At 40.2% G+C, this 14,337-nt stretch carries 12 protein-coding genes; 10 read left to right on the top strand and 2 right to left on the bottom strand.

Features of this window, described 5'->3' with window-relative positions:
• Nucleotides 1-2 precede the first annotated feature (2 nt).
• Genes BVC88_RS02825 through BVC88_RS02835 form a run of 3 tightly spaced genes read left to right on the top strand, consistent with a single transcriptional unit; the run spans nucleotide 3 to nucleotide 4,532 of the window.
• The gene (locus BVC88_RS02825) at nucleotides 3-2,399 is read left to right on the top strand and encodes a TonB-dependent receptor (protein ID WP_075349436.1); all 2,397 of its coding nucleotides are present in this window, start codon (nucleotides 3-5) and stop codon (nucleotides 2,397-2,399) included.
• Nucleotides 2,400-2,403: 4 nt separating this feature from the next.
• Entirely contained in the window at nucleotides 2,404-3,465 is a 1,062-nt protein-coding gene (locus BVC88_RS02830; protein ID WP_075349437.1) for a DUF4249 domain-containing protein, read from the top strand.
• A 14-nt stretch (nucleotides 3,466-3,479) separates the two neighbouring features.
• Nucleotides 3,480-4,532 (top strand): DUF4249 domain-containing protein, encoded by a 1,053-nt coding sequence (locus tag BVC88_RS02835; protein ID WP_075349438.1) that lies wholly within the window; start codon nucleotides 3,480-3,482, stop codon nucleotides 4,530-4,532.
• 109 nt (nucleotides 4,533-4,641) lie between these two features.
• Here BVC88_RS02835 and BVC88_RS02840 read toward each other — a convergent pair whose 3' ends face one another.
• The gene (locus BVC88_RS02840; protein WP_075349116.1) at nucleotides 4,642-5,967 is read right to left on the bottom strand and encodes a saccharopine dehydrogenase C-terminal domain-containing protein; all 1,326 of its coding nucleotides are present in this window, start codon (nucleotides 5,965-5,967) and stop codon (nucleotides 4,642-4,644) included.
• Nucleotides 5,968-6,087: 120 nt separating this feature from the next.
• Here BVC88_RS02840 and BVC88_RS02845 point away from each other — a divergent pair, with 120 nt between their 5' ends.
• The 7 genes from BVC88_RS02845 (at nucleotide 6,088) to BVC88_RS02875 (ending at nucleotide 13,467) form a co-directional block, all read left to right on the top strand.
• The gene (locus BVC88_RS02845; protein ID WP_075349117.1) at nucleotides 6,088-6,570 is read left to right on the top strand and encodes a cytidine deaminase; all 483 of its coding nucleotides are present in this window, start codon (nucleotides 6,088-6,090) and stop codon (nucleotides 6,568-6,570) included.
• A 1-nt stretch (nucleotide 6,571) separates the two neighbouring features.
• On the top strand, nucleotides 6,572-7,210 hold the full coding sequence (locus BVC88_RS02850) for an alpha/beta hydrolase (RefSeq protein ID WP_075349118.1): 639 nt from the start codon (nucleotides 6,572-6,574) through the stop codon (nucleotides 7,208-7,210).
• A gap of 100 nt (nucleotides 7,211-7,310) precedes the next feature.
• Nucleotides 7,311-7,748 (top strand): UPF0158 family protein, encoded by a 438-nt coding sequence (locus tag BVC88_RS02855; protein WP_075349119.1) that lies wholly within the window; start codon nucleotides 7,311-7,313, stop codon nucleotides 7,746-7,748.
• A 162-nt stretch (nucleotides 7,749-7,910) separates the two neighbouring features.
• Nucleotides 7,911-8,504, top strand: coding sequence for an HdeD family acid-resistance protein (locus BVC88_RS02860; protein ID WP_075349120.1), 594 nt, complete (start codon nucleotides 7,911-7,913; stop codon nucleotides 8,502-8,504).
• 64 nt (nucleotides 8,505-8,568) lie between these two features.
• Nucleotides 8,569-10,146 (top strand): M1 family metallopeptidase, encoded by a 1,578-nt coding sequence (locus BVC88_RS02865; protein WP_075349121.1) that lies wholly within the window; start codon nucleotides 8,569-8,571, stop codon nucleotides 10,144-10,146.
• A gap of 219 nt (nucleotides 10,147-10,365) precedes the next feature.
• A complete protein-coding gene (gene carB / locus BVC88_RS02870; RefSeq protein WP_075349122.1) occupies nucleotides 10,366-13,185 on the top strand; it encodes a carbamoyl-phosphate synthase large subunit in 2,820 nt (939 codons plus the stop codon).
• Between the two features lie 24 nt (nucleotides 13,186-13,209).
• Nucleotides 13,210-13,467 (top strand): DUF4834 family protein, encoded by a 258-nt coding sequence (locus BVC88_RS02875; protein ID WP_075349123.1) that lies wholly within the window; start codon nucleotides 13,210-13,212, stop codon nucleotides 13,465-13,467.
• Nucleotides 13,468-13,796: 329 nt separating this feature from the next.
• Here the strand turns inward: BVC88_RS02875 and tnpA are convergent, their stop codons facing one another.
• Nucleotides 13,797-14,264, bottom strand: coding sequence for an IS200/IS605 family transposase (tnpA, locus tag BVC88_RS02880; RefSeq protein ID WP_075349124.1), 468 nt, complete (start codon nucleotides 14,262-14,264; stop codon nucleotides 13,797-13,799).
• Nucleotides 14,265-14,337 lie beyond the last annotated feature (73 nt).

Consider the following 14,337-nt stretch of genomic DNA (forward strand, 5'->3'; position numbering starts at 1 on the left):
CTATGAAAAGAAATTTACTCATTTTATTTCTTCTGATTTCGCAGCTGACTTTGGCTCAAACTACCGTGAAGCGCGAGGTGGTCGGTAGAGATATTGGTCAGTTAAAAGCGATTAAAATTTCTGGTCGAATCATCGATGAGATCACAGGAGAAGCCTTGGTAGGAGCTACAGTTACCGTTCCCGAACTGGATATAAATCGAATTACAGATACTAACGGGGCTTTTGAACTTACATTAGATCGTGCAGAGTATAATCTGATTTTTAGATATGTGGGTTACGAGACTATCAACTATCCAATCACTGCAGTTGGAGATGGAAGGATTTCCATCCGTATGATTCAAGAAGATTTCCAACTGGATGATGTAGTGATTTTTGGCAGAGATCCTGAGAAAAATATCCGATCTACTGACATGGGGGCAATCACGCTTAGCATGAACTCGATCAAGGAACTGCCTCCATTTTTGGGTGAGGTAGACATCATCCGCTCTATGGCTACTTTGCCTGGAGTCAGTCAGGTGGGAGAGGCCTCTGCTGGACTAAATGTACGTGGTGGAGGTGCTGACCAAAACCTGATTCAATTTGCCGGAGCTCCGATATATAATCCATCCCATTTATTTGGTTTGTTTACCTCATTCAATGCAGATTTGGTCAATGATGTAACCCTCTACAAATCTGTGATTCCTTCCAGATACGGAGGAAGAGGATCCTCAATTTTGGATATTGCTCCAAAAGCAGGAAGTGTTGCCAAATGGGGTGGTGACCTGATGGTTAGTAATTATTCTGGAAAAGTAGGATTCAACGGACCACTCGTAAAAGACAAAGTTTCTATCCGTGGAGGATTTAGAGGATCGTACATCAATTGGTTTTTGGGAGCGCTTTCCAATCCGGATCTAAAAAATAGTCAGGCTAATTTCTATGATGGAAACTTAGTCATTTCTGCTCCTATCAATGAGAAAAATGAATTCACTTACAGCTATTACACCAGCTATGATGACTTTGCGTTCGCATCAGATACGACGATCTCTTGGAAAAACAACAGTCATTCCCTGAACTGGAAAAGCCAGGTGAACGATAAGTTGAGTTTTGACATACTGGGTTATTATACCCAGTACGACTATAGTATTTTCAATCGCTCGGGGATTAATGATTTCGATTTGAATTCGGGAATTAAAGATTTTGGGTTCAAAGCCTATGCTAGCTATTTGATCAAAGAAGGTAATCGAATTACTGTCGGAGCCGATACCAAGCAGCTGACTTTGCAGCCTGGTGAACTAATCCCCACTGGCCCGGAACAGGATATTTTGCCAAAGAAAGTCCAGGATGAATATGGAAGGGAATCGGGTTTTCACTTTCAGCATGAATTCGAGCTCGGAGAAAAATTCGGAATGTCCTATGGTATCCGATATGATACTTACCAATATCTAGGCGCTAGAACTGTCCGTCAGTACGCGGAAAACCAACCACTGTCCGATGGTTCGGCAATAGGAGAGACGACCTATGGAGAAGGTGAAAAAATTACAAGTTTTGATGGCTTAGGCCCAAGAGGATCGATGCGATATTCTTTCTCTAAAAACAGTTCGGTGAAAGTTGGATACAACAAAATGTATCAATTCATTCATCTGATTTCCAATACTGCGACTATTGCACCTACAGATATTTGGAAGCTTGCTGATGAGTTTTTGGAGCCCCAGATTGTAGATCAGATTTCCTTGGGCTATTACCAAAATTTCAAAGGAAACATCTTCGAAACTTCGGTGGAGGTGTATTACAAGGATATTCAAAACGTAGTGGAATACAAGGATGGTGCGAATTTGATTCTCCAGAATCATATCGAGACAGAACTTGTGCCAGCACAAGGTCAGGCCTATGGAGTAGAAGTTTATGTGAAAAAGAACCTGGGTAGAATGACTGGTTGGATTTCTTATACCTACTCTAGAAGTTTGAGAAGAGTATTGACTCCATATGAGGAGGAGAATATCAATGATGGGGAGTGGTTTGCATCCAATTTTGACAAGCCACATGATTTGACTCTGATTGGAAATTATAAGGTAAGTACGAATACTTCTATCTCAGCGACCTTTGGCTACAGTACTGGTAGACCTGTTACTTATCCTGAGGCAAAGTTTGATTACTCCGGAAATTCCTTGGCCTATTTCGATCGTAGAAATGAGCAGCGATTACCTGATTTTCACCGATTGGATTTGGCAGTGAATTTTAAGCTTAAGGGTAATGGCAAGTTTTACGATGGTGATTGGACCTTTTCGATCTTGAACGTTTATGGCCGTAAAAATCCATTCTCATTATTCTTTGTGGACGAATTTGGTGCACCTCCTCAAGCCTTGCGCTTGGCTATTTTAGGGGTACCGCTTCCTAGTATTAGCTATGCGATTAAGTTTTAAAGGGATGAAAAGGTTTAGCTACATACTTTTGGTTTTGATCGGATTTGCTTGCATAGATCCCTTCACCACAGATACTATTGATGGTGTTCAGCTTTTGACTGTGGAGGGGATGGTGACCTCAGGTGCTGGACCGCATACCATCAAGCTTTCAAGAAGTGATACTTATGGATCCGTGTTTGAGGGACTCATTAGACCAGTCACTGGTGCTACCGTCATTGTCCGGGATGAAACAGGGGTAGTGACTTTCTTTGCTGAAAGTGCAGATGATCGGGGAAGTTATAATTCTCCAGCCTCTTTTTCAGCCATAATAGGCAGATCCTATACCTTGCAGATTCAGCTGAACGATGGTAGGGTGTATACCTCTTTCCCTGAGCGTGTAGAATCTGTTCCGGAAGTAAAGTCGCTGGGCTATCAGGTTCTTCAGATTCCTGTAGAAGGAGAGCCAATCCCTCGTTCAGGAGTACAATTGATTGCTGAAATCGATGATCCTGCTGATCAGAATAACTTCTACTTCTGGAGAAATTCACCTTCAGTTTATATTTTAAAAACCAGACCGGATTTATTTACTCCTAGACCTTCTGATTCCAATCCAAGCAGAGATCCCCAACCCAAAGACTGCTGTAATACTTGCTTCCGAAGTGAACTCGTAGGCAATGAAAGCATATTTCTGGCTCAGGATGACGCTTTTAATGGTTTGACAACAAAATTACCGGTAGGTTTTGTAGAAGATGATGGGTTGAGATTTATAGATACCTATCGAATCGATCTCAAGCAGATGAGCATTTCTCAAGAGGCTTATAGGTTTTTGAGACTAGTCAAGCAACAGACTGAGATCAGTGGGTCTGTATTTGACCCGCCTCCGGCGAATATTCGTGGGAATATCATTAGCCTTGATAATCCAGAGGAAGTTGTTTTGGGCTATTTCATTGCTGCGGGCGAAAGCTCTAAGCGAATCTACATCAAGGGAGCTGAAATGGATTTCAGACAAAATGTAGCGATCGTGCCCGATGACTGTCGAGTGATCGAGGGGGCCAGCATCAACCCTCCAATTGATTGGAATCCCTGATTAATCTAAAAAAATTGAAAAGATACATTTACTTATTTTTACTTCTGCTCACAGCTTGTATCGATCCATATGAGACTGAGGTCGAACAAGGACAGCAATACCTGACCATCGATGGGACGATTACCAGCGTAGCACAAGTGCATAGAGTTAGACTTACTAGAGGAGATACCTACGGGAGTATTTTTCAGGGATTGATTCGTCCCGTTACTGGCGCAACTGTGATAGTCAGAGATAATCTGGGTGAGGTTACTTTTTTGGAAGAAAATGAGGAGGATAGAGGTTATTACGAGACGCCAGCAACTTTTGCGGCAGTGGTAGGAAGATCATATTCCTTGCAGATTCAATTGGTTGATGGAAAAGTATATACCTCATTTCCCGAAAAAGTAGAAGCAGCACCTCTTATCAAAAGTTTGGGCTATCAATCCCAGCGAATCCCAGTTGAAGGAGAGGTAAATGATGCGTCGGGAGTACAATTGATAGTAGATATTGACGATCCTGCAGACCAGAATAACTTCTATTATTTCAGAAACTCAGAAGCTACTTATGTACTGGAAACTAGACCAGACCTCTATACCACTCCTCCGCCAGATCGAAGTCCTGCACCAAAAGATTGTTGTTTCACTTGCTTTCAGACAGAGACTGTAGGAAATCAATCCTACTTTATCAGTTCGGATGATAATTTTAATGGTTTGTCTACCCGGTTGATTGCAGGGTTTATTCCTGATAATGGAAGACGATTTGTGAATACCTATCGAATCGATTTGCGCCAATTAAATGTCAGCCAGGAAGCCTATCGGTTTTTGCGATTAGTCAAACAGCAATCTGAAATCAGCGGATCTGTATTTGACCCTCCTCCGGCAAATATCAGGGGAAATATGATCAGTCTAGATGATCCGGAAGAAGTGGTCTTGGGCTTTTTTATAGCTGCCGGAGAAAGTAAGAAACGAGTGTATATCAAAAATAGTGATCTTGATTTTGTTCAAAATATAGCAATCATCCCTGATGATTGCAGAGTAGTTCCCGGTGCAAGTCTGCTTCCTCCATTTGATTGGAGACCGAATGAGTAGGATAAAGAACCAATAGATTAAAGCCAAGATTCCAGATTTTAATTCGAACTAGTTCGACTCTATGCAGCTTTCTGAAAACTGCTAACTGGCAACTGAAAACTGCCCCTGCCTACTGATATTTTTCCTCAAATCGAATCCCCTCCACAGCTAATTGGCCTAAAATAGGATTGTAGATTTCAGGTAGAACTGGCACATGAAGTCCTGTCATATTTATTTTTTTATCCAAAAATAAATCTACTGCGATAGCAAGTGGTAATCCTACGGTCTTTGCCATGGCAGTATAAGTAGCATCTTCACCATAGCAAACCAAACTTGAGGATAGTTTTTGAATGCCATTATCAGTCTTGATCTCAAAGAGGTGTTGCATGACGATCATATCTTTGTCCTCCGGAGAAAGAGCCCAGTCTTTCTCTAAGATGGCTTGGAGGAGTTGAGCGGGTGATCCAGAGGTTCTAGGCAGTTGTTTTTTTCCAAAGAATCCTAACCATTGTAACTTTTCAAAAACCGGAAAATCCAAGTCGGCAATCACATTCCCGAGTTTTTCTTCGACCGATTGTTCTGCATCAAAAGGCAAAAATGAATTCATGAACTGGCGAAGTGTAGTTCCTTCAGGTAATTCCATTTGGAAAGAATCATCGCACATCCCGAGTTGGACAAACACATCCCAAGCCTTGCAGAATCCGGCTCTGCGAAGTGTGCCTCGGAGCATTGTGGGTATTTTTTCTAAGCCATACACCGAACGATAGCTTAAGGAATCACGATTTGGATACCCATCGAATTCACCCACACCATCAAATTTTACTGTTTCCAGTCGCTTGAAAAGTTGATGATAGGGTACAAATTTCAAGTCGCCTTTTTCAATATAGCGCGAGGTTCCTTGTCCTGCCAGCACCACATTTCGAGGATTCCACGTGAATTTGTATTTCCAAGGATTATCCTCGCTATCGGGAGCCAAAAGACCACCGCAATAAGACTTAAAAGAAGTGATTTCTTCTCCTTTTTTCTTTGCCTGATCAATGATCTGCATAGCAGACATATGGTCAATTCCAGGGTCTAAGCCACATTCATTAAGAAAAAACAGTCCTTTAGACTCGATTTCGGTTTTCATGTTTCGCATTTCCTCTGATTCGTAAGAGGCCGAAAAGAAGTGCTTGTTCAATTCGACACAGTCTTTTGCTACGATAGGATGCATGAAAGCCGGAAGCATTGAAATGACTACATCCGAATTTTGGATCAGCTCCTTTCTAAGCTTCTCATCTTCGATATTTAATTCTTTTGCTTCGGTGTTTGGACGGTTTCTAAGCTTTGAAGATGCAAGGCTGAGATCCAAATCTGCTAAAATCAGCTTGCGGTCTTTTTTAGAGCAAGAGTCTGCAAGGTAGTCGATCAAAAAAGTGGCAGATTTTCCTCCACCTAGAATTAATATAGTATGCATGGGTTAGTAATTTCTCTCCCTAAATTGACTAATATAATTTGAGCGAAAAAATTCTACTTGATCAAATCAGTGAACAAATCGGTATTTTGGACGTTTTCAGGGTTTTAACAAAATCAATAAATGACTCAAAAAATTATACTTCAGGGGGAAATCGAGTTGCTAGAGCCTTCCAATGTGAGCAAAGTAGAATTATCTCTTTTAAAAGCTGCTCAAAAAGTAAGTGAGAATTCCTACTCCCCTTATTCCAGTTTTCAGGTTGGGGCAGCAGTTCTTTTGGAAAATGGGGAGATTCTCCAGTCTAGCAATCAAGAAAATGTAAGCTATCCTGTCGGAGTTTGTGCGGAGCGACTAGTCTTGGGTTATGCAGGGGCGAATTTTCCGGACCAGTTTCCACAAATCATAGCCATTGTGGCAAGGCGAAAAGGGGACCAAAACTGGGCGAAAGTTAGCCCTTGTGGTATGTGTCTTCAGGGAATCAATGAGGTGGAACAGCGATTTGGAAAACCTATAACGATACTAATTTTGAGACCTGATCAATCGGTTTACCGTGTCGAAGGAGTAAAAAATTTGCTTCCTTTGAAGATAGACGATCTTACAAGTTAAGTTGAAAAAGCAAATTCGATTTGAATACGAGGCACAATATGCTGTCTCTCACGAACCCAATTTCCAGGAAAAAGAGATTTGGGTAGTCCTCCATGGATATGGGCAATTAGCAGAGTTTTTCATCAGAAAGTTTCAATCGTTCGATTCTCCAGACCGATTGTTTTTAGCTCCTGAAGGGACTAATTACCAATATCTAGAAGGTTTTTCGGGTAGAGTTGGTGCTAATTGGATGACGCGGCATGAAAGGGAAAGAGCAATTGCAAATAATCATCGTTTTCTTGATTACCTTATTCAAGACCTGCTTTCTAAATTTAAGAAAATGCCAAAAATAAATGTCTTGGGATTCTCTCAAGGAGCAGCTACAGCGACGCGATGGGCCAGTAACTGGGAGGGGAATATTGACCGTCTAGTCTTATGGGCTGGAGGCTTTGCCACTGACCTGATTTTAGAGGATGCAAGAGTAAAATTTTTGAACACTGAAATCAATTTAGTCTTGGGTGAAAAGGATGAATTGATTAGTCCGGAAAGCATTGAAATACAAGAAGAACTGATCCGGGATTTAGGAAAAGTAGTCCAAAGGCATTTTTTTTCGGGAGGACATGAGCTCGATCAAGAATTGCTAAAGAAAATTATTGATTAGAATCACTATTTACTCCTATATTGGCTTATCAATTGCATTTTAAAAAACATTACGCTAGTAATTAATTTGATTATTTTTCCGAAAACCTTTTAAAACAACAATGCTTTCGCTTACAGAAAAAGAGGTAGAGTCCATCTCTAACCAGTTAATCAAAGGAATGATTTGTTTTTATCAGATCGATAAAAAGAAAATCTACCACATGCCAGATGATGAGGATTATTTCAATTATGACCTCACTCCAGAAGAAGAGGATATCTTAGATGAGATTGATGAAAATCCTGACAATTTTGCTGAATTTACCAAAATGGAACCTGGTCAAGAACATCAGATGATGCAGGATTTTGTAGATCGAAAAGTAAAAGAACGAGCACTTGCAGAGGATTTGGTCAATGCATTAAGTAAACCAAAGGCAGTTACAGGCTTCAAATTCTTGATTGAAGAATCCAAGTATAAAAATGACTGGATCGAGTACCGTAAAGGGAAATACCAAGATTGGGTAAAGGAACAAGTCGATAGCTTCAACTATTCCGAAGAATAAAAATTACCGCCTTAATAGGGCGGTTTTTTTGTTTTGGACCAAGAACTGATCAAAATCTGCAAAACGCCAATTGATTAGTTTTTAAGGTTTAGTTGAATTGGAATTAAGGTATGTAAGAATTAATATTCTTAAATTTAAAAACGACCATCAAACATAAACCTCATGGAACAACCACTAAAATCCATTCGAAAGGTAATTAATCACTGGTATTTGGTGACGATTATCGGAGTAATATTCATCCTTTTGGGAATTTGGGTATTCCGAACTCCACTCGCATCCTATTTGATTTTGGCAACAATTTTCAGTGTTTCTTTTCTGATTGCAGGTATTGCGGAAATAGCATTTGCTTTGGGCAATCGAAAACAATTGGATCATTGGGGTTGGTTTTTCGGCTCTGGTATTTTAAGTACTTTAATTGGCATGTTATTGATTTCCAATCCAGGGCTTTCTATGGTGACGCTTCCCTTGTATATAGGTTTTGGAGTAATGTTTCGATCAATTTCTGCTATCAGCTTTGCGTTCAATTTGAAAGAAATAGGTTCCGAATACCATTCCATTCTTTATATGGGTTTGGTAGGAATGGTACTTTCCTTTCTGTTGATTTGGAATCCGACCGTGGTAGGAATGACACTTGTAACAATGACAGCATTAATATTTATACTTTTGGGAATGATAGCCATCATGCTTTCCCTTAAAATGAAAAAATTTCATGATTTTCCGGGTAAGCTTAAAGACCGAATAGCAGCCGAACAATAGATTTGAGCTGGCCCAAGTAATTGGGCTTTTTTTATCCAGTATTCCGAATTCAATACCTTTCCATATGAGAAAAATCCTCCTAATAATTCTTTGTTTAGTCAGCTCCATTTCCATAGGTTTTGCACAAAACTGGGATTGGGGTGGGCCTATAGACCCATTACAAGAAAAATTCAAAATAGAGCATTACCGACTGGATATTGAGCTTTTACCTGAAACTCAGAGCATCAAGGCCAAGAGCACTGTGACCTTCTCTACACCGGAGAAATTGGATATTCTTCGTCTTGATCTTATTGATCAATACACGGTGAGTAGTGTGAAGATGAATGGAGTTGAAGTTGAATTTTCACATCAAAATGACCTGCTTGATATCAAGGTGATTGATTGTACCTGCGATGCTGTGGATATCTATTATGAAGGGAAAACGCCGATAGCCCTTAATCCTCCCTGGCAGGGTGGTTTTACTTGGGAAATTGACCAGCTGGGGAATCACTGGATGGGGCTTTCTTCACAAGGTGAGGGAGCCAAGATCTTTATGCCTGCTCTTGATCATCCATCCTCTGAGGCTTCCAATGGGGTAGATCTTTTGGTGACAGTTCCTAATCCATATTTTGTGGCTGCAAATGGTAGATTAGATCAGGTCAAAAAGGAGGACGATAAGTTAACCTATCATTGGACAACCGATTACCCGATAAATAACTATGGAATCAACTTTACCATGGGTGTTTTTCATGAGGAGAAAATGAAATTCAAATCAGTTTCTGGTGCGGAGATTCCAATGAACGTCTGGGTGTTGCAGGAAAATAAATCAAAGGCGAAAGGTATTCTTGAAGTCCTGAAAGTTTCTACTCAGACCCATGAAAAATACTTTGGAGCATTTCCGTGGCCGGATGATAAGATTGCAATTGTGGAAACCCCCTACTTAGGTATGGAGCATCAGACTATCAATGCCTATGGCAACAATTTTCAATATGTCCGATTGGGGAATGTGAATTACGATAATTTACTACACCATGAACTCGGGCATGAGTGGTTTGGAAATAAAGTTTCCGTAGGGGATTGGGCAGATTTTTGGATTCATGAGGGGATTACCGCCTTTGGCGATTGGATGTTTTATTGGGAACATGGTGGACCAGACGCATATTTTAAAAATGCTAAAAATACGCTAAGACAAATTTCAAATTCTAAACCAGTAGTCAGTCCAATTAATAGTACAGAAGAGGAAGCCTATCATTCAGATATTTATACAAAAGGTGCCTTTGTGATGCATTCTTTACGCTGGGTACTTGGAGATGATGTCTTTTTTCCGATGCTGAAAGCATTTGCCAGCGACGCTCGATTCACTTATGAAAATCAAGTAAACACCCGTGATTTCATCGATTTTGTCAAAGCTTATTCGGGGAAAGATCTGGAAGGCTTTTTCCAACTTTATCTATACAGTACGGATTTGCCTAAAGTTAAAATCGCCAAGAAAGGGAAAAAAGGATTCGAAGTTTCTTTGGAGGGAATCAATTTTCAATTGCCAGTTGAAATTGAAACTGAGAAGGGAATTAAAACTGTAATGCTGGGTAAAGAACCATTACTTATTAATAGCGAATCAGCTCCTATTGTAGATCCGAAGGGTTGGCTTATGCTGAATAAGTAATGTTTTAATTTCGAATCGTCTATTGTCCAATTTAAATTTTCGAGTCCCTCAGGTTAAAAGCTTGAAGCATTTTAAAGCTATAATAATCAGGCAGATAATTAGCAATTGGCATTTTGCAATCGGGATTAAATTAGATTTAACCGTGCCCCTTTAGAATATTTTTATAATTTTGCCCCAATTTGGACTTAAGTAAAACTTTCTCTTCAACCTCCCTCTCTAATGCCTAAAGACAGTAGCATCAAGCACGTTCTCCTCATTGGTTCTGGTCCCATCGTCATCGGTCAAGCTTGTGAATTCGATTATTCCGGGTCTCAAGCGGCTCGTTCCCTTCGCGAAGAAGGGATTAAAGTCACGTTGATAAATTCCAATCCCGCGACGATAATGACAGATCCTGTGACGGCAGACAATGTGTATTTGCTTCCGCTGGAAAAGAAATCAATAATCAAAATCTTGACAGAGCATCCCGATATCGATGCTGTACTTCCTACTATGGGAGGTCAGACTGCCTTGAATCTTGCGATTGATTGTGATAAAGCCGGAATTTGGAAAAAATTCAATACCCATATGATCGGAGTAGATATCGATGCGATTGATACTGCTGAAAATCGGGAAAAATTCAAAGCCTTGATGGAAAAGATAGGCGTCGGAGTTTGTAAAGGAGCTACTGCAACCTCATTCCTTCAGGGTAAAGAAATTGCTCAGGAGATTGGCTTCCCGCTTATCATTAGAGCCTCTTATACTCTTGGTGGCGCAGGCGGTGCTTTTGTGGAAAAGGAAGAGGATTTTGAAAGATTATTGGTAGCAGGTCTTCAGGCTTCCCCTGTACATGAAGTGCTTATCGAGCAAAGCATCATGGGGTGGAAAGAGTATGAGCTTGAGGTCATGCGTGACAACATCGGTAACATGATCGTGATCTGTTCCATAGAGAACTTTGATCCTATGGGCGTACACACGGGAGACTCTATCACAGTGGCTCCAGCGATGACCTTACCGGACACTACTTACCAGCGCATGCGAAACTATGCGATTACGATGATGAATAGCATCGGTAATTTCGCAGGTGGATGTAATGTGCAGTTTGCTGTAAGTCATGATAACTCTGAGATTATCGGGATCGAGATCAACCCACGAGTTTCCAGGTCTTCAGCCTTGGCATCCAAAGCCACCGGATATCCAATCGCCAAAGTGGCTGCTAAACTAGCCATCGGCTACAACTTGGATGAGTTGAAAAACTCAATAACAGGAACGACCTCTGCATTTTTTGAACCTTCGATTGATTATGTGATCGTAAAAATCCCACGCTGGAACTTTGATAAATTCAAAGGCTCGGATCGTCGTTTGGGACTTTCAATGAAGGCAGTAGGAGAAGTGATGGGAATTGGTAGAAATTTCCAAGAGGCGCTTCAAAAAGCTTGTCAATCACTTGAAATTAAAAGAAATGGTCTTGGTGCTGACGGAAAAGAACTGAGAGATCAGGATAAGATTCTCTACTCTTTAGCAAACCCAAGCTGGAATAGATTATTCCATGTCTATGATGCTTTCAAGCTTGGAATCTCATTCCGAACCATCCATGAGCTTACGCAAATCGATAAATGGTTCCTCAAGCAAATTGAAGAATTGATTCATCTGGAAGGCGAAATAGAAAAGTATGATTTGGATACCATTCCATTGGAGCTAATGGATCTGGCAAAGAAAAAAGGATATGCAGATCGTCAGATCGCTCATTTGTTGGATTGCTTAGAAAGCGAAGTCTTCGATAAGCGATACAAAGAGATGGGCATCAAGCGAGTTTATAAACTAGTAGATACCTGTGCAGCAGAATTCGAGGCACAGACTCCATATTATTATTCCTCCTTTGGAGAGGAGAATGAATCCGTAAGATCCGACCGTAAAAAAGTAGTAGTCTTAGGTTCAGGTCCAAACCGGGTAGGTCAAGGAATTGAGTTTGATTACTCCTGCGTTCATGGGGTTTTGGCAGCAAAGGAATGTGGCTATGAGACTATCATGATCAATTGCAACCCGGAGACAGTTTCTACAGATTTTGATATTGCGGATAAGCTTTACTTCGAACCTGTATTCTGGGAGCACATTTATGAGATCATTTTGCATGAGAATCCACTTGGAGTTATCGTGCAGTTGGGTGGTCAAACGGCATTGAAGTTGGCTGAAAAGCTGGAGAAGTACGGAATCAAGATCATCGGAACAAGTTTCGAAGCACTTGATCTGGCGGAGGATAGAGGAAGGTTCTCTACATTATTGAAAGATCTTGACGTGCCTTATCCAGAGTTTGGTACGATTCACAATACCGACGAAGCATTGGAGCTTTGCAAGACAATCGGATTCCCATTATTGGTTAGACCTTCCTATGTGTTGGGTGGACAGGGGATGAAGATTGTGATCAATGAAAAAGAACTTGAGCAGCATGTGGTGAATGTGCTTCGGGATATCCCGAATAATGAAATCCTCCTGGATCACTTCTTGGAAGGGGCTATCGAGGCAGAAGCGGATGCGATTTGTGATGGTGAAAATGTTTATATCATCGGAATTATGCAACATATCGAGCCTGCGGGAATTCACTCAGGAGACTCATATGCGGTACTTCCTCCATATAATTTGGGTGATTTGGTGATTCGTCAAATCGAAACTTACACCCATAGAATTGCCTTGGCTTTGAAGACAGTTGGCTTAATTAATATCCAATTCGCTATCAAAAATGATAAAGTCTATATCATTGAGGCCAACCCAAGAGCTTCCAGAACGGTGCCATTCATCTGCAAAGCGTATCGGGAACCTTATGTAAACTATGCCGTAAAGGTGATGTTGGGTGAGAAAAAAGTGACAGATTTTGAATTCAAACCTTACAAGAAGGGTTATGCTATCAAAGAACCTGTCTTCTCCTTCCATAAATTCCCGAATGTGAATAAAGAACTTGGGCCTGAGATGAAGTCAACAGGAGAAGCGATTTACTTCATTGATGATTTGATGGATGATTACTTCTTGAAAATATACTCAGAGCGAAATCTCTATTTGAGTAGATAATTTGAAAGCTAAAAAGAAAAAACCTTGTTAAAGTTTTTAATCATATTTCTGGGAGTGGGTTGGCTTTTGGGCCAACTCATTCGCTATTTCCTTCGCACGAAGCTGGCAAAATTTGCTCAGCATGTAAATGAAATGGCAAAAGAGGAACAACGGTCAAAACAACATGCCAGTCGTTCCAAAGATGGTATTAATGTGGATTTCATTCCAAAGGAGCATCAGCAAAAACGTCAGAAAGATATTGAAGGCGGTGAATACGTCGATTATGAAGAAGTGAAGGAGTAATTCTTCACTTTTTTTAAGTGCTTAAAAACTACTAAGATCACAAAGGTTTCGAAAAGGAAGACATGTGCTTACTTAAGCAATCTGGTTCAAGTCTTCGGCTTGGACCTTTTTCTTTTATAGACAAAAATGAATCTTCAAACTATGCTTAAGTTTTTCAAAAAACCCAGCTTCAAAAAGCCTGTCCCCAAGTTCCGTAGGAACTCAAGCTCGGTAGTAAAAAAAGTCTAGATTGAAAGCTAGTCCCATCGGGACGATACTCAAATTTGTCGGCATCAAATTTATATTTTAAGGCTTCTGATTCGGTGTGATAGTGCTGCGTAATCATTAAGTCAATAGTCCTGAGGTTCTTTGAAAAGATATTTTTCGTCAAAATCAATCTCTAAATCCTTCAAAATTTTCAAATACTCTTCTTTAAAATTTATTGAAGAGTGATGAATTTTTTGATTTTCTATGTAATTAATAACTGCCTTCAAATGAGACTTTGTATAAGAAAATGCGCCAAATCCCTCTTGCCAAGCAAATTTCTCCTTCGTCAGTTTCTCCTCATTAATCCATTTAGATGTTGAAGATTTTGTTTTTTGGACTAGTTCGCTTAGACTTTGGTCAGGCCTAAACCCTATTAAAATATGAATATGATCTGGCATCCCATTGATTGCTAAAACCTTGTGTTTATGATTTTGCATAATAGCAATTATATATTCGAAGAGTCTTTTTTCCCACTCAGAATTAATCATTGCATGTCTAAATTTCACAGCAAAGATGACTTGAAGATGAATTTGAGTGAAAGTGTTAGCCATAAAATTTCTTTTTTAACTACCGTGCCTACGGCACTTTTAAAAATTACAATCTTAAAAACCTACCGAGCTTTTT

Source organism: Algoriphagus marinus (genome assembly GCF_001936475.1).
Lineage (GTDB): Bacteria > Bacteroidota > Bacteroidia > Cytophagales > Cyclobacteriaceae > Algoriphagus > Algoriphagus marinus.

What these genes read in the sequence shown, in the direction of transcription:
- BVC88_RS02865 (WP_075349121.1), top strand. Translation starts at nt 8,569, where the DNA reads ATGAGAAAAATCCTCCTAATAATTCTTTGTTTAGTCAGCTCCATTTCC.
- BVC88_RS02845 (WP_075349117.1), top strand. Translation starts at nt 6,088, where the DNA reads ATGACTCAAAAAATTATACTTCAGGGGGAAATCGAGTTGCTAGAGCCT.
- BVC88_RS02830 (WP_075349437.1), top strand. Translation starts at nt 2,404, where the DNA reads ATGAAAAGGTTTAGCTACATACTTTTGGTTTTGATCGGATTTGCTTGC.
- tnpA (WP_075349124.1), bottom strand. Translation starts at nt 14,264, where the DNA reads ATGGCTAACACTTTCACTCAAATTCATCTTCAAGTCATCTTTGCTGTG.
- BVC88_RS02860 (WP_075349120.1), top strand. Translation starts at nt 7,911, where the DNA reads ATGGAACAACCACTAAAATCCATTCGAAAGGTAATTAATCACTGGTAT.
- BVC88_RS02825 (WP_075349436.1), top strand. Translation starts at nt 3, where the DNA reads ATGAAAAGAAATTTACTCATTTTATTTCTTCTGATTTCGCAGCTGACT.
- BVC88_RS02840 (WP_075349116.1), bottom strand. Translation starts at nt 5,967, where the DNA reads ATGCATACTATATTAATTCTAGGTGGAGGAAAATCTGCCACTTTTTTG.
- carB (WP_075349122.1), top strand. Translation starts at nt 10,366, where the DNA reads ATGCCTAAAGACAGTAGCATCAAGCACGTTCTCCTCATTGGTTCTGGT.
- BVC88_RS02855 (WP_075349119.1), top strand. Translation starts at nt 7,311, where the DNA reads ATGCTTTCGCTTACAGAAAAAGAGGTAGAGTCCATCTCTAACCAGTTA.